Source organism: Microlunatus sp. YIM B11417 (genome assembly GCF_059617205.1).
The window spans coordinates 1,673,402-1,691,122 of record NZ_JCAMPJ010000001.1 but is presented as its reverse complement, the minus strand read 5'-3'; the positions used below and the strand labels follow the sequence as shown (position 1 = coordinate 1,691,122).

Sequence of the window (17,721 nt, the reverse complement as noted above, 5' to 3'; positions counted from 1 at the left end):
GCGGCTCGGTCAGCGCGGCGAGTTGATCTTCGCGGCGTCCCGGCGCATCACCATGGCCCGGACCAGGTGGGCCGCGATCACCCAGATCACGCCGACGCCGGTGAGGAAGGTGCCGAGCGACGACCAGAGCACCAGATACCAGGGGAAGCCGTTCGCGATGACCGCCGTGACCTCGCCGTACGACTTCGGTTGCCGGACCCAGCCGAACGCCAGCACGGCGAAGACCGCGACACAGAACAACCCGACGCCGCCGATCACCTCACCGGCCACGATCCAGCCGTACAACGGCTTGGTCCGCGCGTCCGCGAAGTACCGCCCCATCCCAACCCCCGATTCACCGGCCGCACCAGCCAGCCCAGTGTGACACGCTGTCCGGATCGCAGACCTCGTTCTCTCCGCATCGTCGCGACAGGCTATAAAGTAAGCCTGACCTAACCAAGGGGGACTCTCGTGGCTCGACCGATCCGGTCCGTGCTGGCCTGCCTGGCCGCTCTGCTCGTTCTCGCCGGCGCCGCCTGCGCGTCAACGACGCCGCCCGCGACCGAGTCCGAACAGGGCTGGAGCTTCACCGACGACCGGGGCGAGACGGTCACCGCGCCGGAGGTTCCGAAGCGGATCGTCGCGTACACGAGTTCGGCCGGTGCGCTGTGGGACCTCGGCATCAAGGCGATCGGCACGTTCGGGCCGCTGTCCCCGGTCGACGGCAAGCCCAATCCGCAGTCCGGCAACGTGGATCCGGCCGCGGTGACCAACCTCGGCGAGGAGTACGGCCAGGCCGACATCGAGAAGCTCGCCTCACTGGCGCCCGACCTGATCGTCTACGGCACCTGGTCGCCCGACGCCGAGCCGACCGACGAAGAGAAGAAGATGGCCGAGATCGCGCCGCTGGTGAAGATCAACCACGGCAAGGGCGCGACGCTGGACAAGACGATCGCCCGTTACGCCGAGCTGGCCGCCTCGCTCGGGGTCGATCTCGGCTCACCGGAGATCAGCCAGGACAAGGCGGCCTTCGAGGCGGCCTCCAACCGGCTCCGGGACTGGGCCAAGGCGAAGCCGGACGTCCGGATCGCGGCGGTCGCCCTGGACCCGCAGATGATGTACATCGCCGTACCGAAGGACAACGCCGACCTCGCCTACTACGCGAGCCTGGGGCTCGGCCTGGTCACGCCGGAGAACCCCAACAACGGTGAGTTCTGGGAGTACCTGAGCTGGGAGAACGCCGACAAGTACGCCCTCGACGTGATCATGTGGGACACCCGCTCGCAGGCCGCGAAGCCGGACCAGATCATCAAGGCCAAGCCGTCCTTCGCCAAGCTGCCGTCCGTCGAGGCCGGCCAACTGGTCCGCTGGGACTACGTGTCGCCGCCGAGCTACAAGCTGCAGTCGGTGATCTTGAACACGCTGGCCGACCAGTTGGCGCCGACCGGTCAGCTGACCCGGGAGCCGAAGGGCTGCTGCGGCCGGCCCGGATCCTAACCGTAGTAGCGCTTCAGGAAGCTGATCTTGAAGTCGGCGTAGCTGCCGTCGGCGATGCTGGCCCTGATCCGGTCCACCAGCGACACGATGAAGCGTTCGTTGTGGATCGTGCACAGGGTCGAGGCCAGCATCTCCCCCGCCTTGAACAGGTGGTGCAGGTAGGCCCGGGTGTAGTGCGCGCAGGTGTAGCAGTCGCACTCGTCGTCGATCGGGGTGAAGGCCCGCCGGTTCCGCGCGGTGTTGACGTTGAACCGGCCGTCGCGGGAGTAGACGGCCGCGTTGCGGGCCACCCGGGACGGATTCACGCAGTCGAAGGTGTCGGCGCCGTTCTCGATCGCGACGAAGAAGTCGTCCGGCTCCGCGATGCCGAGCAGGTGCCGCGGCTTGTCGTCGGGCAGTTCGTCGGTCACCCAGCCGACGATCTCGCCGAGCCGCTCCTTCTCCAGCGCGCCGCCGATCCCGTACCCGTCGAAACCATGATCGACTCCGGCCGGGTCCGGGAGCCGCAGCGCAGCAAGATCACGAGCCGCCTGCCGCCGCAGATCCTCGTACTGGGCGCCCTGGACCACCCCGAACAGCGCCTGGTACGGACGGTGCGCCCGCTCGGCGGTCAGCCGGAGGTGCTCGGTCAGGCAGCGTTCCGCCCAGCGCTGGGTCCGGTCCACCGACCGTTCCTGGTACGCCCTGGTGTTCATCAGCGTGGTCAGCTCGTCGAACGCGAAGATGATGTCCGCGCCGAGCTGGTGCTGGATCTGCATCGACACCTCGGGCGTGAACCGGTGCCGGGATCCGTTCAGGTGCGAGGTGAAGGTGACGCCGTCCTCGTCGACGTGGGCCAGCCGGGTCTTGCCCTCGGCGATCACGTCGTCGTCGCCGAGCCCGGCGGTGTCCATCGCGAGCACCTTCTTGAACCCGACGCCCAGGCTCATCACCTGGAAGCCCCCGCTGTCGGTGAACGTCGGCCCCGGCCAGTTCATGAACCGGCCCAGCCCGCCCGCCTCGTCGACGATGTCCGGCCCCGGCTGCAGGTACAGGTGGTACGCGTTCGCCAGCAGGGCCTGCGCGCCCAGCTCGGCCATCGACTCGGGCAGCACCGCCTTCACGGTGGCCTTGGTGCCGACCGCGATGAACGCGGGCGTCTCGATCGTCCCGTGCGGCGTGCCGATCACGCCGGTCCGGCCGCGGGTTCCCGGCAGCTCGGAGGTGATCGCGAAGTCGTAACCGGTCATCGCAGCCTCAGTCCGGCCAGGGCCACCACGCCGGCCGTCGAGGCCCGCAGCACGTTCTCGCCGAGCAGCACCGGCCGGCCGCCGGCCTCGGTGAAGGCGGCCAGTTCGTCGGGCGCGATCCCGCCCTCCGGACCGACGACGATCATCACCCGGCCCGCGCCGGGCAGCGCCACCTCGGCGAGCGGCGTCGCCGCCTCCTCGTGCAGCACCAGGGTCAGCGCCGTTTCCTTGATCAACTCGACCAGGCCGGCCGTCGTCACCGGCTCGGTCACCTCGGGCACGGTCAGCCGGCGGGACTGCTTCGCCGCCTCGCTCGCGGTGCCGGCCCAGCGGGCCCTGGCCTTCACGGCGCGCTCCGCGGACCAGCGGACCACGGCCCGGGAGGCCTGCCAGGGGACGATCTCGTCGATCCCGGCCTCGGTCAGCACCTCGACGGCCAGTTCCGAGCGGTCGCCCTTGGCCGGCGCCTGAGCGGCGACGTAGTGCAGCGGGCCCGGAGTCCGTACCGGAAGGGCCTCGGTGACCTCGACCTGGAGTCCCTGCTTGTTCGCCGCCACCACCACCCCGGCGACGGCACGGCCACGCCCGTCGCCGAGCCGGACCGTCTCGCCGCTCCGGATCCGGCGCACCACCGCCGCGTGATGACCCTCCGGCCCGGTCAGCGCGAGCACCGTCCCGGCCGGCGGCAGCGGATCAGCGAGGTCGGGCAGCCAGAAGATCGGATCGGTCACTGACCGACGAAGGCGTCGCGGATCCGGCCGAAGACGCCCTTGCTGTGCCGCTGCACCGTGACCTCCGGCCGCGACTCGTTGCGGGCCTCGGCCAGGTGGCGCAGCAGTTCGCGCTGGCTGTCGTCCAGCTTGGTCGGGGTCTGCACCAGCAGCGTCACGCCGAGCTCGCCGCGGCCGTTGCCGCGCAGCCGCGGCGCGCCCTTGCCCTCGACCGTGATCCGGGTGCCGGACTGGGTCCCGGCCGGGACCGAGACCATGACCTTGGTGTCGGCCGGGTCGGCGTCGGGCAGGTCCGCCTCGAGCGTCGTCACCTCGACCTCGGTGCCCAGCGCGGCCGCGGTCATCGGGATCTTCAGGACCACCTCGAGGTCGTCGTTCACCCGCTTGAAGACGTCGTGCGGCTGCACGTTCAACGCCACGTACAGGTCGCCGGCCGGGCCGCCGCCGGGGCCGACCTCGCCCTGCGAGGACAGCTTGACCCGGATCCCGGTGTCGACGCCCGCCGGCACCTTGACCTCGATCGTCCGGCTGTGCCGGACCCGGCCCTCGCCGTTGCACTCGACGCAGGGGTCCGGGATGACCGTGCCGTAGCCGCGGCAGGTCGGGCACGGCTGGGTGGTCCGGATGTCGCCGAGGAAGGAGCGCTGGACGTGGGTCACGTCGCCCTGGCCGTGGCAGGTCGAGCAGCGCACCGGCTGGGAACCCTCGGAGGCGCCGCTGCCGTTGCAGCGCGGGCAGAGCACGGCGGTGTCGACCCGGACCGGCTTGGTGGCGCCGAACGCCGCCTCGGCGAGGTCGAGATCGAGCCGCACCACCGCGTCCTGGCCGCGGCGCACCCGGGACCGCGGGCCGCGCGACTGCTGGCCGCCGAACATCGCGTCGACCAGGTTGGTGAAGTCGAAGCCCTGTGCCCCGCCGTTGAAGCCGCCGAACCCGTTGAAACCGCCCATCCCGCCGCCGAGCGGGTCTCCGCCGCGGTCGTACAGATCACGCTTCTGCTCGTCCCGCAGCACCTCGTACGCCTCGGCGACCTTCTTGAAGCGGTCCGCGGCGTCCGGCTCCTGGGCCACGTCCGGATGCAGCTTGCGGGCCAGTTGCCGGTAGGCCTTCTTGATCTGTTCGGGCGTGGCGTCACGCGGCACGCCGAGGATTTCGTAGTAATCCTCAGTCATCTTGGGCACTGACATCCTTAATCAGAAGTGGCTGCGACGGAATCGGAGTCATCCTTCGGAGAGAAAACGGCCGACGTAACGGGCCACGGCCCGCACCGAGGCCATCGTCGAGGGATAGTCCATCCGGGTCGGGCCGACGACCCCGAGCGCGGCCCAGGGGTCGTCCGTTCCACCGTACCCGGAGGAGACGACCGACGTGGTCCGCAGTTCCTTGTACGGATTCTCCTGCCCGATCCGGACCGTGACGGCGTCGGCGGTGGTCGCCTCGCCGAGCAGCTTGAGCAGCACCACCTGCTCCTCCAGGGCCTCCAGCACCGGCTTCACGGTGGTTTCGAAATCGTCCCCGAAGCGGGTCAGGTTCGGCACCCCGCCCACCACCAGCCGGGTGCTCGTCTCGGTCCCCAGCATCTCCAGCAGGGCGGCGATGGCGGACGGCGCGATCGGGTCCAGGTCGACCGGCAGCCGGCCGGCGAGCTCGCTCAGCCGGGTCGCGGCGACCGCAGTGGGCTGGCCGTCGGCGGCCGCGTTGAGGTGCGCCCGCAGGTCGGCCAGCGTGTCCTCGTCGTAGGCGGGGACCTCGAACGAGCGCTGCTCGACCCGGCCGGTCGAGGTGATGAGGATCAGCAGGATCCGGCCCGGGTTCAGCGACACCACCTCGATGTGCCGCACGGTGGCGCTGCTCATCGTCGGGTACTGCACGATCGCCACCTGCTGGGTCACCTGGGCCAGCAGCCGCACGGTGCGCAAGATCACATCGTCCAGGTCGAGCGCGCCGGACAGGAAGGTCTGGATCGCGCGCCGCTCGGCCACCGACAGCGGCTTCACGGTGCCCAGCCGGTCGACGAACAGCCGGTAGCCCTTGTCGGTCGGGATCCGGCCGGCGCTGGTGTGCGGCTGGGTGATGTAGCCCTCCTCCTCCAGCGACGCCATGTCGTTGCGCACCGTCGCCGGGGAGACCCGCAGGTTGTGCCGCTCGACCAGGGCCTTCGAACCGACCGGCTCCTGGCTGGAGACGTAGTCGGTCACGATCGCGCGCAAAACATCGAGTTTGCGGTCGTCCATCACGCCTCCTTCGCTTGCTGAGCCGCAGTTTGGCACTCACGGCCGGGGAGTGCCAGTCTAGCCCGGTGAGCGTTGGAGAGCCGGACGGCACGAGCGGACCTGGGACGATCGGCACCTGGCAGGAGCTCGCTCCGCGGGTCTGGGTCGCGGTGGCCGAACCCGAGTCCGCGAATCTCGGCCTGATCGCCGGTGACGACGGCTGCCTGCTGGTCGACTGCGGCAGCAACGCCGAGCACGGCCGGCTGATCCGCGACTCGATCGCCGCGGTGACCTCGGCGCCGCTGACCACCGTCGTGGTCACCCACGCGCACGACGACCACGCGAACGGGCTGGCCGCTTTCGCCGATGTCACGACGATCGCGCACGAGTCGGTCCGCGCCGAGCTGGCGGAGGGTGTGCCGGCACCGAGCCGCGAACTGGCCGTGGCGGCCGCGATCGACCTGGGCGGGCGCCGGGTCGAGATCGCGCACCTCGGCCGTGGTCACACGGCCGGAGACCTGCTGGTCGTCGTGCCGGACGCCGAACTGATCTTCGCCGGCGACCTGATCGAGTCGGCCGCGCCGCCGTCCTGGGGGTCGGACAGCTTCCCGCACGAGTGGCCCGCCACGCTGGACGGGCTGGTCGGGCTGATGACCGAGACTTCACGGGCGGTGCCGGGGCACGGCGAGCCGGTGGATCGGGAGTACGTCTTCGAGCAGCGCGGCCGGGTCGCCGCCGTCGCCGGCGAACTGCAGCGGCTGGCCTCCTCCGGAGTGCCGCAGGACCAGGCGCTGGAACGGGGCGAGTGGGCCTATCCGGAGTCGTACGTGGCGGGCGGGATCGAGCCCGGCTACGCGCAGCTGGCGGCCGAGCGTCCCGAGATCGGGCGGCGGCAGTTGCCGCTGGCCTGAGTCAGCCGTCGAGCAGGCGGGCCGGGACGATCTCGACCGGATACGGCTTCGACAGCCGCAGCGGCTCCTCGCCCTTGGCCTCGCCGACGAGCTCGTACTGGCCATCGGTGAGTTCCCAGGCCGAGATCGACGGGGCCTTCGGGTCGATCACCCAGTAGGACGGGCAACCGGCCGCCTCGTACCTGGACCGTTTGAGGCCGAGGTCGATGTGCCGGGTGCTGGGGCTGAGGACCTCCACCGCGAGCACCGGCACCTTCGGCAGGTCGCGGGCTGTGAAGTCGGATCGCCGAGCGACCAGCAGGTCGGGCTGCAGCACGGTCTTCTTCCCGAACACCACGTCGAACGGCGCGATCATGACCTTGAGGTCGGCCGGGCAACCGGAGCGCAGCAGCACGGCCAACTCCAACACACCCGACTGGTGGTCGTAGCCGGGCGCGGGCGTCACGATCAGCGTCCCGTCGATGAGTTCGTAGCGGTGGCCGTCATCGGGCATCGCCGCCAGGTCGTCCCGCGTCAGGGCACGTCCGTAGGGCAATCCGATAGGGGTCGCCGGCGCCGTCATAGCTGTCATGGTAGGCCTCCCGTCTCCACAGTTCGATGGCCGGAACCTACGGCCGCCTACTGACAGTGTTGCGTGAAGGGGGACGCCCCCTTCAGATCCCCCGCTCCGCTCCGCGAACGGACCGGCGCTGACCGTCGTATCAACCGGTGACCCGGCCGAGTTGGTCGACCACCCAGTCGATCCCGCCCAGCCGCCAGAGCGCGTCCCGGGCGACCAGGAAGCCCACGATGGCCACGATCCAGGACGTCGCACCGGCCGCGTGCTTGGTCAGCCAGCCGTTGATCTTCTGCAGCAGCGGCTCGACCTGGCGATGCGCGACCAGCCGCAGCACCAGGAAGACCAGCGCCGGCAGGACCATGATCACGCAGTACGCGGCCAGCGACAGCCCGCGGCCGGCAAGATCAAGTCCGGAGGTGGTGATCAGGCCGATCGCCCCCAGGTACGGCAGCATGCTGGCCGCCTCGATCGCCGCGGCACCGAGCGCAAGCCCCATCAGGGCAGGGATCGAGCCACCGCCGGAGGCGTCGCCCATGGCCCGCTGCCGCCAGCGCGCGATCTTGCCCGGCTCGCCGTCGGCCCGCTTGGCGCGGCGCTTCGGGTCGAGCGCGAAGCTGAGCAGGAACAGCCCGACACCGAGCAGCAGTTGGACCACCGAGGCGGCCCGGGTGGCCAGCGCGGCCTGGATCTGGTCCATGAAGGCGTACGCGCCGAAGGAGATGATCATGCCCAGCGCGAAGTAGAACCCGGTCACCGTGCCGAGGTAGATCAACATCCGGCCCACTCGCGGACGCTCGGAACCGAGCAGCAGCCAGATCGGGATCAGCAGGGTGCCGAAGCTGGTCGAGTCGATCAGTGCGAGCACCGCGAGGGAACCGGCGAGCCAAAGGGTCATGATCATCAGCCTGCCCGCGCGGCGCCGATCCGTCGTCGGCCGAAGGAGGACACTTCTCCTGCTCGCGGATACATCCTTCGACGGATGGGATCCCGCCGCCCGCTGTGCTGAGATGGTGGCGTGACCACGACAGTTTCGGCCGCGCGGCGCTGGCTGGAGCGGTTCTTCTCCGTCGAGGGCGACCCGCGCTGGTCGCCGCTCGTGCTCTGGCTGGCCGGCCTCGGCCTGCTCGCGCTCGGTCTCGGCGGGGTCTGGCGGGGCACCGGCTGGCCGCAGTTCGATCCGTGGTGGCATGCGGTCCCGCTGACGGTCGGCTGCATCGCGATCGCGTTCAGCCGGCGGCACCCGATGATCGCCCTCGGTGTGGGCACCGTCGCCGTCCTCGCCGACTTCGCGATCGGCGGCAGTCCGGGCGTCCTGCTGGTGATCTTCGATCTGCTGTTCACCGCGTTCCGGCTGGGCAGCCGCGTCGGCCGACGAGTGATCGCCGGGTCCGTCGCCGCGGTGATCGTCGCCGTGCTCGTCCTGGTGGCCGGCCTGATCGACCTGCGTACCGGGATCGCCACCGCGCTGCAGCTGACGGCGTTCCTGGTGGTCCCGGTCTGGTGGGCCCGCGACCTGCGGCAGAAGGAGGAACTGGCCCGCCTCGCCGCCGAGCGGATCGAGCTGGAACGGCAACGGGCCGACGACCTGGTCCGGGTCGGCGAGCTGGACCGGCAGCGCGCCGTGCAGGCCGAGCGGGCCTCGATGGCCCGCGACCTGCACGACGTGATCGCCTCCCACCTCTCGGCCACCGCGCTGCAGGCCGGTGCGGCGCTGGCCCGGCCGGCCGATGCCGGTGCGGACCGGAAGGCCCTCGAGTCGGTCCGCGAATCGAGCCTGGCCGGCCTGTCCGAGATGCGTTCCATGATCATGTTGCTGCGCAACGAGGCCGATCCGGACGAGCCGGTCGCCGCACCGCCCCGGCTGGACCGGGTCTCGGAACTGGTCAGGCAGGCCGAGGACAACGGGCTGCGGATCAGGTTCGGCGGCGACGCGGCCACGGTGCCGGCGGCGGTCGACCAGACGGCGTACCGGATCATCGCCGAGGCCCTGGTGAACGCAGCGAAGCACGCCCCCGGCTCGACGGTCGAGCTGACCATCGACGGCGCGGACCCGCTGGTGGTCAAGGTCGAGAACACCGCCGGCTCGGGCGCGACGATCCACCCCGCGCTGTCGGCCGGGCACGGCCTGGCCGCCCTGCGTGACCGTACCGCCGCGTTGGGTGGCAGGCTGTCCGCCGGGCCGACCGATCACGGCACCTGGTTGATCGAGGCCATCATCCCGGGAGGCGAGCGTGTCCGATCATGATCATCAGGGGCCGTCGATCAGGGTCGTCATCGCCGATGATCATGGTGCGATCCGGACCGGCCTCGGTCTGATCCTGGCCGGCGCCGGCGACATCGAGGTGGTCGGCGAGGCCGCCGACGGCGACGCGGCGGTCCGGCAGGCGAGGGCGTACCGTCCGGACGTGATCTTGATGGACATCCGGATGCCCGGCACCGACGGGATCGAGGCGACCAAGGCGATCGTCTCCGAGCGGCTGGCCCAGGTGATGGTGCTGACGACCTTCGATCTCGACGAGTACGTGTTCGGCGCGCTCCGGGCCGGCGCGGCGGGCTTCCTGCTCAAGTCGGTCGAACCGGCCGCCCTGATCGACGCGGTGCGCCGGGTGGCCGCGGGCGACGGCATCCTGGCGCCCGAGGTGACCCGCCGCATCCTGACCGAGTTCGCCCGCGCACAGTCGGCCGAGACCTCCGAGGAGGTGCCCGGGCTGGCCGAGCTGACCGAGCGGGAACGGGAGGTGCTGGCCGCCCTCGGCCGCGGCCTGTCCAACGCGCAACTCGCCGCCGAGCTGGTGATCTCGGAGGCCACCGCGAAGACCCACGTCTCCCGGGTGCTGGCCAAGCTCAACCTGGCCTCGCGGACCCAGGCCGCGATCGTCGCCCGCTCCGCCGGCCTGGTCGTCCCCTAACCGCGGGCGTCCGGCTCGTCGTCAGGCGCCGGTACGGCAACGATCGGGCGCAGCGAGTGGCCGAGGCAGTAGTGGCTCACCGAGCCGCTGATCAAACGTTCGATCCCGGTGTGTTCCCGAGTGCCGATCACCAGCAGCTGGGACCGGCGGGACTCGTTGATCAAGGTCTTGCCGGGCGAGCCGCAGACGAACTCGAGCCGCCAGTCGGCCTCGGGCTTCGTCGCCTCGAACGACTGCCGGACGACGTCCTTGACCCGCGCCTCCAGATCCTCCGGCGTCGGCGATTCGCCGAGATAGCCGGCCGCGTCGTAGCTGGACACCCAGGCCATCGGGTCCGGCACCTGACCCAGCACGTGCACCGCCCGCACCCGGAGTCCGGCCGCCCGGGCGTAGCGCGCCGCCCAGTCGAGCGCGGCCCGCGCCGAGGGCGAGTCGTCGAACCCCACCACGACCTCGGGCTCGCATGGTGTCCTCGTCGACTCCATGATCACTCCTTTCGGACCCTTCTACTCTCCTCCGCCACCGACCGGGAGACAACCGCCGTCCGGGCCAGGAGCCGTCACTCTGGCCCCAAGTTTTTCACGTTAACGTGAAAAACCGTCGCTTTGCACGGGTTACATCTCGTGTAAAGAGGCAGGAAAGTGGGTGAGGTCTGGTTCGTGGGGCAACGGCAAGGAAGATCAGTGGACCAGGCCGGACTGGTACGCGATCACCACCAGCTGGGCCCGGTCCCGGGCTCCTAGCTTGATCATCGCGCGGCTGACGTGGGTCCGGGCCGTGGCCGGGCTGACGAACAGCCGGCCGGCGATCTCGTCGTTGTTCAGGCCCTCGCCGATCAGGCCGAGCACCTCGCGTTCCCGGTCGGTCAGGGTGGCCAGCTGCGGATGCACCTTGGCCCGCGCCGGTGCCCGCGACCGCAGCGATTCGATCACCCGGCGGGCCACCGACGGCGACAGCAGCGACTCCCCCGCCGCGGCCAGCCGGATCGCCCGCACCATGTCCTCCGGCTCGCTGTCCTTGATCAGGAACCCGGCCGCGCCGCCGTGCAGCGCCTCGAAGACGTAGTCGTCGTTCTCGAACGTGGTCAGCATGACCACCCGGGTCTCGCTCAGCTTCTCGTCGGCGGCGATCGACTTCAGGGTCTCGATCCCGTCCATGATCGGCATCCGGATGTCCATCAAGATCACGTCGGGCCGGGTCCGCCGGACCAGGTCCAGCGCCTGCCGGCCGTCCTCCGCCTCGCCGGCCAGCTCGAGGTCGTCCTCGGCGTCGACCAGCACGCGCAGGCCCATCCGGACCAGCTGTTGATCATCGGCGATGGCCACCCTGATCGTCATCACTGCATCCTCTCGGTCGGCTATTCGGGTCGGTTCGACAGCTGGTTCCGGATCGGCAGCTGGGCCCGCACCGCCACGCCGCCGCCCGGTTGGGGTTGTACGGTCAACGTACCGCCGACGGCTCGGGCCCGTTCCCGCATCCCGGAGATCCCGTGTCCCTCGACCAGCCGGTCGGACCGGACCGGCGGTCCCTGGTCCACGACCGCGATCAGCAGCCGGCCGTTCTGCCGGGTGATCGTCACCGACGCCGCCGCGTCACCGGCGTGCCGGACCACGTTGGTCAGCGCCTCCTGGACGATCCGGTAGGCGGTGTGATCGACGGTCGGCGGCAGCTCCCCGACCTCCCCCTCGACGGTCAGTTCGATGGCCCGGCCGGCCTGCCGCATCGCCGTGATCAGATGCTCGAGCCGCGCCAGGCCCGGCTCCGGCGCCGTCGGCTCGGCCCGGTCCGGGTCCCGGAACACGGCCAGCGTCGAGCGCAGCTCGGCCAGCGCGTCCTTGCTGGTCTGCCGGATCGCCCGCAGCGACTCCTCGGCCTGTTCCGGCCTCTTCGGCAGGACGTGCAGCGCGACGCCGGCCTGCATGTTGATCACCGACAGCGAGTGCCCGATCAGGTCGTGCACCTCGCGGGCGATCCGCAGCCGCTCCTCGTACGCGGAGCGACGCAGGTCATCGTCCCGCTCCCGCTGGACGGTCTCCCGGCGGGTCCGCCGGATCATCCCGATCATCGCCGCGAGGCCGAGCAGCACCAGGACGAAGGTCGCACCGGCGAGGCGGTTCGGATCGGCGAAGCCGCGGCCGTCCGGCGGCCACAGCCCCGCCGCGACCATCGGCACCAGGGCGGCCGACCACGGCAGCCAGTGCCGCGGCTCGAACTGACGGGCCAGCGTGCCGATCGCGATCATCGGCGCCAGGAAGACCGGACCACCCGGGATCCCGGCGGCCAGACCCACCGCGACCCCGACGACCACCAGCGGATAGCCCACCCACGGCTGCAGCCGGCGCAGGATCAGGCCGGCGGTGAACATCAGGATCCCCAGCACGATCGGCCAGGTGAGATCGACCCGATCGGCTCCGCCGCCGAAGTCAGGACCGGGCGGCGGGTACGGCCCGTAGGGCCCCTCCCGGCCGGCCCACGGCGGGCGGCCGTGACCCATCCAGCCGCTGATCAGCACGCTCCACAGAGTGGCCAGCCCGATCAGCAGGCCCAGCGGGACGTCCAGGAACAAGTGCCTCGGTTCCGGCCGGATGGCCGGCAGCGCCCGTGCCATCGGCTTCCCCTTTCGGCTGCTGCTCGCTCAACTGCTCGGATCTGACCAACGATCCTAGGCCGGGTCCGGGGCCCGCACATCGACCGCCGCGCGTACCGCGGCTACGTCACGGAGCGTAGTCGGAAAGCCGCTCGACGGGCGATGTCCGGACGCCTTCGCCGCGCCACAGTGGTGGTCATGATCAGTTCACTGTTGGTGCCGTTGGACACCGGGTTCGGTCCGCATCGCTGGGCCGATGGTCCGCCGCCCTTCTTTCCCTTTCCCATCCTTGGAGGAATCATGTGCCTGCTGTTTCTCGCGCTGCTGATCGGCGGCGCCTTCTTCCTGGCCCGGCGCGGCAAGATCGGTCCGCCGCCGTGGGTCAACGCCGCGAACCGGGCGCCCGAGTTCGAGGCCCGCAAGGTCCTGGCCGAGCGGTTCGCCCGGGGCGACATCTCGACCGACGAGTTCCTGGAGCGGGCCAGCGTGCTGAACTGGACGCCGGGCTCGGACCAGTGGCCGACCGACGACGGCGGTAAGAAGCGCCGCTGATCAAGGGCCCTGTGGCCGACACACCAACCGCCCGTCCGGGGAAATCTCCCCGGGCGGGCGGTGTCGTGACTTAAGGTTCTCTGGTGCCTTCCCCGCATGATCGTTACGGAGGCGACGTGCTCGCCCCGGGCTGGCAACAGGCCACCAAGATCACCAGCCGTCCTGTTCCGGTGCAACGCGGCCTCGTCGTCGAGGACGCCAGCACCGGTTTCTGCGGTGCCATCGTCCGCTACGAGAACGGCATCGTCGTTCTGGAGGACCGCCGCGACAAGCGGCGCAGTTTTCCTTTGGGCGCGGGGTTCCTGATCGACGGCAAGCCGGTCGAGCTGACCCCGCCGGTGCGGGCCGGCGCCAAGGAGCCGGCCCGGACCGCGTCCGGCTCGGTCGCCACCCCGCACGAGAAGGCCAAGATCGCCCTGCCCAGCCGGATCTACGTCGAGGGCCGGCACGACGCCGAACTGGTCGAGAAGGTCTGGGGCGATGATCTTCGGCACGTCGGAGTGGTGGTCGAGTTCCTGGGCGGCATCGACGACCTGCCGGCGATCGTCGACGAGTTCGCCCCGGCGCGCGGCCGCCGGCTCGGCGTCCTGGTCGATCACCTGGTGCCGGGCAGCAAGGAGACCCGGATCGCCGACGCGGTCGCGGCCGGCCGGCACGGCGAGTTCGTCTCGGTGCTCGGCCATCCGTTCATCGACATCTGGCAGGCGGTGAAGCCGGACCGGCTCGGCCTGACGGCGTGGCCGACCATCCCGCGCGGCACCGACTGGAAGTCCGGCATCTGCGCCGCCCTCGGCTGGCCGCACGAAAGCCAGGCCGACATCGCCGCCGCCTGGCGGATGATCTTGGGCCGGGTGACCAGCTGGGACGACCTGGAGCGGCCGTTGCTGACGGTGGTCGAGCAGTTGATCGACTTCGTCACCACCGATCACGCGATCGACTGATCAAGCACCGGCCAGCAGTTCGTCGAGCTGCTCGTACCCCTCGTTCATGCCCTTCTCCATGCCGCTGCGGACGAGTCCGTCCCGAGCCTCGACCGAGTCGAGCACCAGCAGGGAGTCGAGTCGGGTCCGGCCGCCGGGCAGCTCGGTCAGGGTCATGATCTCCAGGCACACCCCGTCCGGGTAGCCGTCGTAGGAGAGCGTCTGAACGATCCGTTCGTTCTCCCTGAGTTCGTGGAACGAGCCGAAGAAGCCCGGCTCGTCGGGACCTGCGTCGCGTCCTGTGTAGCGATAGCTGCCGCCGGTCCGGGCATCCCAATGGTCCAGCCGGACCGGCTGGTCCCGCGGGCCGAGCCAGCGGACCACCAGGTCGGGGTCGGTGAACGCGCGATAGAGCCGGTCCGGCGTCGCCGCGAACTCGCGGGCGGCCCGGATCGTCGGCTGGGTCGGATCGACCTCCAGCTCGGTCTTGTTGATCATGGTGTCGTTCACGACACTGCTCCTTCGGTGCGGTCTGCTTGATCAAGGTCGGCGAGCACGTCGTCGATCCGGCGGTAACGCTGCTCGGCCTGGTCCCGATAGCGCTCGATCCAGCGGGTCATCAGATCGAACACCTCCGCCTCGAGATGACAGGGACGCCGCTGGGCCTCCCGGGTCCGGCTGACCAGTCCGGCGTCCTCGAGGACCCGGAGCTGCTTGGAGACGGCCTGCAGCGACACGTCGTACGGCTCGGCGAGTTGGCCCACCGTGGCGTCGCCGGCAGCGAGCCGGGCCACGATGTCCCGGCGGGTCGGATCGGCGAGCGCAGCGAAGACCCTGGACAGGCGGTCGTCCGGCATCGAACACTCCTCGTACTCAACCTCTTGGTTGAGTACGAACCTAGAGCGGCACTCCCAGGTTGTCAACCGATAGGTTGAATAACACGTTCACTGGTCGACGACGGAGCCGTCCAGGTGCAGCCTGGTGGTCAGCGGCGGGATCCGCGGCGGCGCGATCCGCTCGGCGTCCGGGCCGAGCCGGGCTCCGATCCCGGGCGTGCTCGGCACGGTCAGGAAGCCCCGGCCGTCGTGGCCGTAGTCGACCTCGATCGCCCCGGCCGGGAAGCCGGCGAGATCCACGGTCGGGAACTCCTGCAGGGCGAAGTTGGGCACACTGGCCGCGACCTGCAGGCAGGCCGCGGTGGACACCGGTCCGAGCGGGTTGTGCGGCACCACCCCCACGTGCCGAGCCTCGGCCAGCGCCGCGATCTTCTTCGCACCGGAGATGCCACCGACCAGGCAGACGTCCGGCCGGACGTACTGGACGGCGTTGCGGGAGAGCAGCATCTCGAAGTCCCAGATGCTGGTCAGGCGCTCGCCTGTCGCGATCGGCACGTTGATCTTGTCGGCGACGTACGCCATCTCGTCGAGGTTGTCCGGCAGCACCGGATCCTCGAGGAACATGGGCAGCGCGGCCTCGATGCCGGAGCCGAGCAGCACCGCCTCGGCCGGGGTCAGTCGCCGGTGCAGCTCGATGCACAGGTCGACCCCGTCGCCGGCCACTTCGCGGTATCGGTGCACAGCGTCGATCGCGCGGCCGATCTTCTGCGCCTCGGTCTCGAAGTACGGCTCGTGGCGCGGCGAGTCCAGGAACGGCGTCAGGTGCCCGACAGCGGTGAACCCCTGCTCCTTGGCGGCGACGATGCCGTCGATCAGTTCGGCGCGCGACTGCCCGAAGACATGGCAGTACGCGCGCGCCCGGTCCCGCACCGGCCCACCGAGCAGGTGGTGCACCGGCACGCCGTAGTACTGGCCGGCGATGTCCCAGAGGGCGATGTCGATCGCGCTCAGCGCCCCCATGATCGCCGCACCACGGAAGTGGGTGGATCGGTAGAGGTACTGCCAGTGATGCTCGATCAGCAGCGGCGACGTGCCGACCAGGTAGCGGCCGAAGTGGTCCAGCGCACCGCGGGACGCCTCCAGGAAGCCCCAAGCACCGGACTCGCCGAGTCCGGTCAGCCCTTCGTCGGTACGGATCTCGACCATCAGGTAGCGGTCGAGCAGGAACGGTCGAACCTCGGTGATGATCATGGCTCCGACGCTAGCCCTCGCCACTCCGGAGCGGGTCCGGGATCCCACGGGGCAGAACGCTCTTGTGTCTTGACCCATACCCCCATAGGGTATCGCTCGATATACCCCCTACCGGTATGGAGAACCAGATGTCTACGTCAGTCAGTGAGCGCCGCGGCACCAAGCGCTGGTGGGCGCTCGCGTTGATCGCCACCGCCCAGTTCGTGGTGATCATGGACACCTCGATCATCGGGGTCGCCCTGCCCCGGATGCAGGCCGAGCTCGGCTTCACCCAGCAGAATCTCTCCTGGGTCTTCAACGCCTACGTCGTCGCCTTCGGCGGTCTGCTCCTGCTCGGCGGCCGGCTGTCGGACCTGTTCGGTGCCCGTCGCCTGTTCGGCACCGGCTGGGTCGTCCTGCTGGCCGGCTCGCTCGTCGCGGGGCTGGCCGGCAACGTCGCCGTGGAGCTCGCCGGGCGGGCCGTCCAGGGCATCGGCGCCGCGCTGATCGCGCCGTCCGCGCTCACCCTGCTCATGATGATCTTCGGGGCCGACCCGAAGGAGTCGACCAGGGCCCTCGCGCTCTACGGCGCCGCGGCTCCGGCCGGCGGCACGGCGGGCGTGTTCCTCGGCGGGGTGATCACCCAGTACCTCTCCTGGCCCTGGGTCTTCTACCTCAACGTCCCGATCGCGGTGATCGCGCTGGTCGCCACCCGGTTCCTGATGCCGGCCGGCGGGACCGGGACCCGCGGGTCGGTGGACCTGCCCGGCGCGCTCACCGTGACCCTCGGCCTCGGCGCGGCGGTGTACGGCATCGTCCGGGCCCCGGAGGTCGGCTGGGGCTCGGCGGAGACCTGGATCGCGCTGGGACTCGCCGCCGTGCTGCTGACCGGGTTCGTGATCTCGCAGGCGGTTCGGCGGCAGCCGCTGGTCCGGCTGTCGATCTTCCGCACGCCTCAGCTGGGTGCGGCCAACCTGGCCCAGTTGATGCTCGGCGGGGCCTGGATCCCGATGTGGTTCTTCCTCAACCTCTACCTGCAGCAGGTGCTGCACTACACGGCGTTCCCCTCCGGCGCCGCGCTGCTGCCGATGACGTTGGTGATCATGATCGGGATGATCGCGCTGGCACCGCGGGTGATCGGGCGGTTCGGCACCAGGACGCCGATCGTCGCCGGCCTGATCCTGCTCGCCGCCGGGATGGGCTGGCTGTCGCTGGCACCGGCCGACGGCAGCTACTGGACCGACGTCCTGCCGGCCACGCTGGTGGCAGCGCTGGGCATGTCGCTCGCCTTCATCCCGTCGCTCGGCACGGCGATCTCGTCGGCCCGGCCCGAGGAGGGCGGCCTGGCCTCCGGCATCGTGAACACGAGCTACCAGGTGGGCTCCGCGCTCGGCCTGGCCGCGATGACGGCCGTGGCGACCGCGTTCGGCGCCGATCGACTCGGTGACACCGCGGCCCTGACCCAGGGCTTCTCCGCCGCCTTCCTCGGTGCCGCGGGCATCGCCCTGGCCGGTGCCGTGCTGATCGTGATCACCCTGCGCTCACGACGTGACGGGGCACCCTCCTAG

Annotated in this window: 20 protein-coding genes; 7 read left to right on the top strand and 13 right to left on the bottom strand. The window is 70.5% G+C overall.

Annotated features, from left to right (window positions below; translation table 11 throughout):
• Positions 1-9: 9 nt before the first annotated feature.
• Positions 10-321 (bottom strand): hypothetical protein, encoded by a 312-nt coding sequence (locus AC6CCG_RS08455; protein WP_496654049.1) that lies wholly within the window; start codon positions 319-321, stop codon positions 10-12.
• A 129-nt stretch (positions 322-450) separates the two neighbouring features.
• On the opposite strand from AC6CCG_RS08455, the gene AC6CCG_RS08450 reads away from it, so the two are divergent.
• Complete coding sequence (locus AC6CCG_RS08450; RefSeq protein WP_496654048.1) at positions 451-1,476, top strand: ABC transporter substrate-binding protein; 1,026 nt, start codon at positions 451-453, stop codon at positions 1,474-1,476.
• Here AC6CCG_RS08450 and tgt read toward each other — a convergent pair.
• Genes tgt through hrcA form a run of 4 tightly spaced genes read right to left on the bottom strand, consistent with a single transcriptional unit; the run spans position 1,473 to position 5,673 of the window.
• Positions 1,473-2,705, bottom strand: a complete 1,233-nt coding sequence (tgt, locus tag AC6CCG_RS08445; RefSeq protein ID WP_496654047.1) for a tRNA guanosine(34) transglycosylase Tgt — start codon at positions 2,703-2,705, stop codon at positions 1,473-1,475. The two genes, AC6CCG_RS08450 and tgt, sit on opposite strands and share 4 nt — an antisense overlap.
• Positions 2,702-3,436: a 16S rRNA (uracil(1498)-N(3))-methyltransferase gene (locus AC6CCG_RS08440; protein WP_496654046.1), complete on the bottom strand. Its 735-nt coding sequence runs from the start codon at positions 3,434-3,436 to the stop codon at positions 2,702-2,704. Before AC6CCG_RS08440 ends, tgt begins: the two co-directional genes overlap by 4 nt.
• Positions 3,433-4,608, bottom strand: coding sequence for a molecular chaperone DnaJ (gene dnaJ / locus AC6CCG_RS08435; RefSeq protein WP_496654045.1), 1,176 nt, complete (start codon positions 4,606-4,608; stop codon positions 3,433-3,435). Before dnaJ ends, AC6CCG_RS08440 begins: the two co-directional genes overlap by 4 nt.
• 48 nt (positions 4,609-4,656) lie before the next feature.
• A complete protein-coding gene (hrcA, locus tag AC6CCG_RS08430; RefSeq protein ID WP_496654044.1) occupies positions 4,657-5,673 on the bottom strand; it encodes a heat-inducible transcriptional repressor HrcA in 1,017 nt (338 codons plus the stop codon).
• Between the two features lie 62 nt (positions 5,674-5,735).
• Here hrcA and AC6CCG_RS08425 point away from each other — a divergent pair, with 62 nt between their 5' ends.
• Positions 5,736-6,560, top strand: a complete 825-nt coding sequence (locus tag AC6CCG_RS08425; protein WP_496654043.1) for an MBL fold metallo-hydrolase — start codon at positions 5,736-5,738, stop codon at positions 6,558-6,560.
• 1 nt (position 6,561) lies between these two features.
• On the opposite strand, the gene AC6CCG_RS08420 is transcribed toward AC6CCG_RS08425, so the two are convergent.
• Complete coding sequence (locus AC6CCG_RS08420; protein WP_496654042.1) at positions 6,562-7,122, bottom strand: Uma2 family endonuclease; 561 nt, start codon at positions 7,120-7,122, stop codon at positions 6,562-6,564.
• A 139-nt stretch (positions 7,123-7,261) separates the two neighbouring features.
• The gene (locus tag AC6CCG_RS08415) at positions 7,262-8,020 is read right to left on the bottom strand and encodes a GAP family protein (protein ID WP_496654041.1); all 759 of its coding nucleotides are present in this window, start codon (positions 8,018-8,020) and stop codon (positions 7,262-7,264) included.
• Between the two features lie 114 nt (positions 8,021-8,134).
• Between AC6CCG_RS08415 and AC6CCG_RS08410 the strand changes: the two genes are divergently transcribed.
• Positions 8,135-9,364: a sensor histidine kinase gene (locus AC6CCG_RS08410; RefSeq protein ID WP_496654040.1), complete on the top strand. Its 1,230-nt coding sequence runs from the start codon at positions 8,135-8,137 to the stop codon at positions 9,362-9,364.
• The gene (locus AC6CCG_RS08405) at positions 9,351-10,028 is read left to right on the top strand and encodes a response regulator (protein ID WP_496654039.1); all 678 of its coding nucleotides are present in this window, start codon (positions 9,351-9,353) and stop codon (positions 10,026-10,028) included. Before AC6CCG_RS08410 ends, AC6CCG_RS08405 begins: the two co-directional genes overlap by 14 nt.
• Here the strand turns inward: AC6CCG_RS08405 and AC6CCG_RS08400 are convergent.
• From AC6CCG_RS08400 to AC6CCG_RS08390, 3 genes are all read right to left on the bottom strand, one after another.
• A complete protein-coding gene (locus tag AC6CCG_RS08400; protein ID WP_496654038.1) occupies positions 10,025-10,513 on the bottom strand; it encodes a universal stress protein in 489 nt (162 codons plus the stop codon). The two genes, AC6CCG_RS08405 and AC6CCG_RS08400, sit on opposite strands and share 4 nt — an antisense overlap.
• Positions 10,514-10,708: 195 nt before the next feature.
• Positions 10,709-11,365, bottom strand: a complete 657-nt coding sequence (locus AC6CCG_RS08395) for a response regulator (protein WP_496654037.1) — start codon at positions 11,363-11,365, stop codon at positions 10,709-10,711.
• Between the two features lie 20 nt (positions 11,366-11,385).
• Positions 11,386-12,636 (bottom strand): sensor histidine kinase, encoded by a 1,251-nt coding sequence (locus tag AC6CCG_RS08390; RefSeq protein WP_496654036.1) that lies wholly within the window; start codon positions 12,634-12,636, stop codon positions 11,386-11,388.
• 279 nt (positions 12,637-12,915) lie between these two features.
• Here AC6CCG_RS08390 and AC6CCG_RS08385 point away from each other — a divergent pair, with 279 nt between their 5' ends.
• Together AC6CCG_RS08385 and AC6CCG_RS08380 are read left to right on the top strand one after the other, a co-directional pair.
• Entirely contained in the window at positions 12,916-13,167 is a 252-nt protein-coding gene (locus tag AC6CCG_RS08385) for an SHOCT domain-containing protein (RefSeq protein WP_496654035.1), read from the top strand.
• Positions 13,168-13,250: 83 nt separating this feature from the next.
• Entirely contained in the window at positions 13,251-14,108 is an 858-nt protein-coding gene (locus tag AC6CCG_RS08380; protein WP_496654034.1) for a DUF3097 domain-containing protein, read from the top strand.
• Here the strand turns inward: AC6CCG_RS08380 and AC6CCG_RS08375 are convergent, their stop codons facing one another.
• From AC6CCG_RS08375 to AC6CCG_RS08365, 3 genes are all read right to left on the bottom strand, one after another.
• Positions 14,109-14,597: an SRPBCC family protein gene (locus tag AC6CCG_RS08375; RefSeq protein WP_496654033.1), complete on the bottom strand. Its 489-nt coding sequence runs from the start codon at positions 14,595-14,597 to the stop codon at positions 14,109-14,111.
• Complete coding sequence (locus tag AC6CCG_RS08370; RefSeq protein WP_496654032.1) at positions 14,594-14,944, bottom strand: ArsR/SmtB family transcription factor; 351 nt, start codon at positions 14,942-14,944, stop codon at positions 14,594-14,596. The genes AC6CCG_RS08375 and AC6CCG_RS08370 overlap by 4 nt, the downstream gene beginning before the upstream one ends.
• Positions 14,945-15,031: 87 nt before the next feature.
• Positions 15,032-16,174, bottom strand: coding sequence for a mandelate racemase/muconate lactonizing enzyme family protein (locus AC6CCG_RS08365; RefSeq protein WP_496654031.1), 1,143 nt, complete (start codon positions 16,172-16,174; stop codon positions 15,032-15,034).
• A 128-nt stretch (positions 16,175-16,302) separates the two neighbouring features.
• On the opposite strand from AC6CCG_RS08365, the gene AC6CCG_RS08360 reads away from it, so the two are divergent.
• Positions 16,303-17,721 carry an MFS transporter gene (locus AC6CCG_RS08360; protein ID WP_496654030.1) on the top strand — a complete coding sequence of 473 codons (1,419 nt, stop codon included), beginning with the start codon at positions 16,303-16,305 and terminating at the stop codon, positions 17,719-17,721.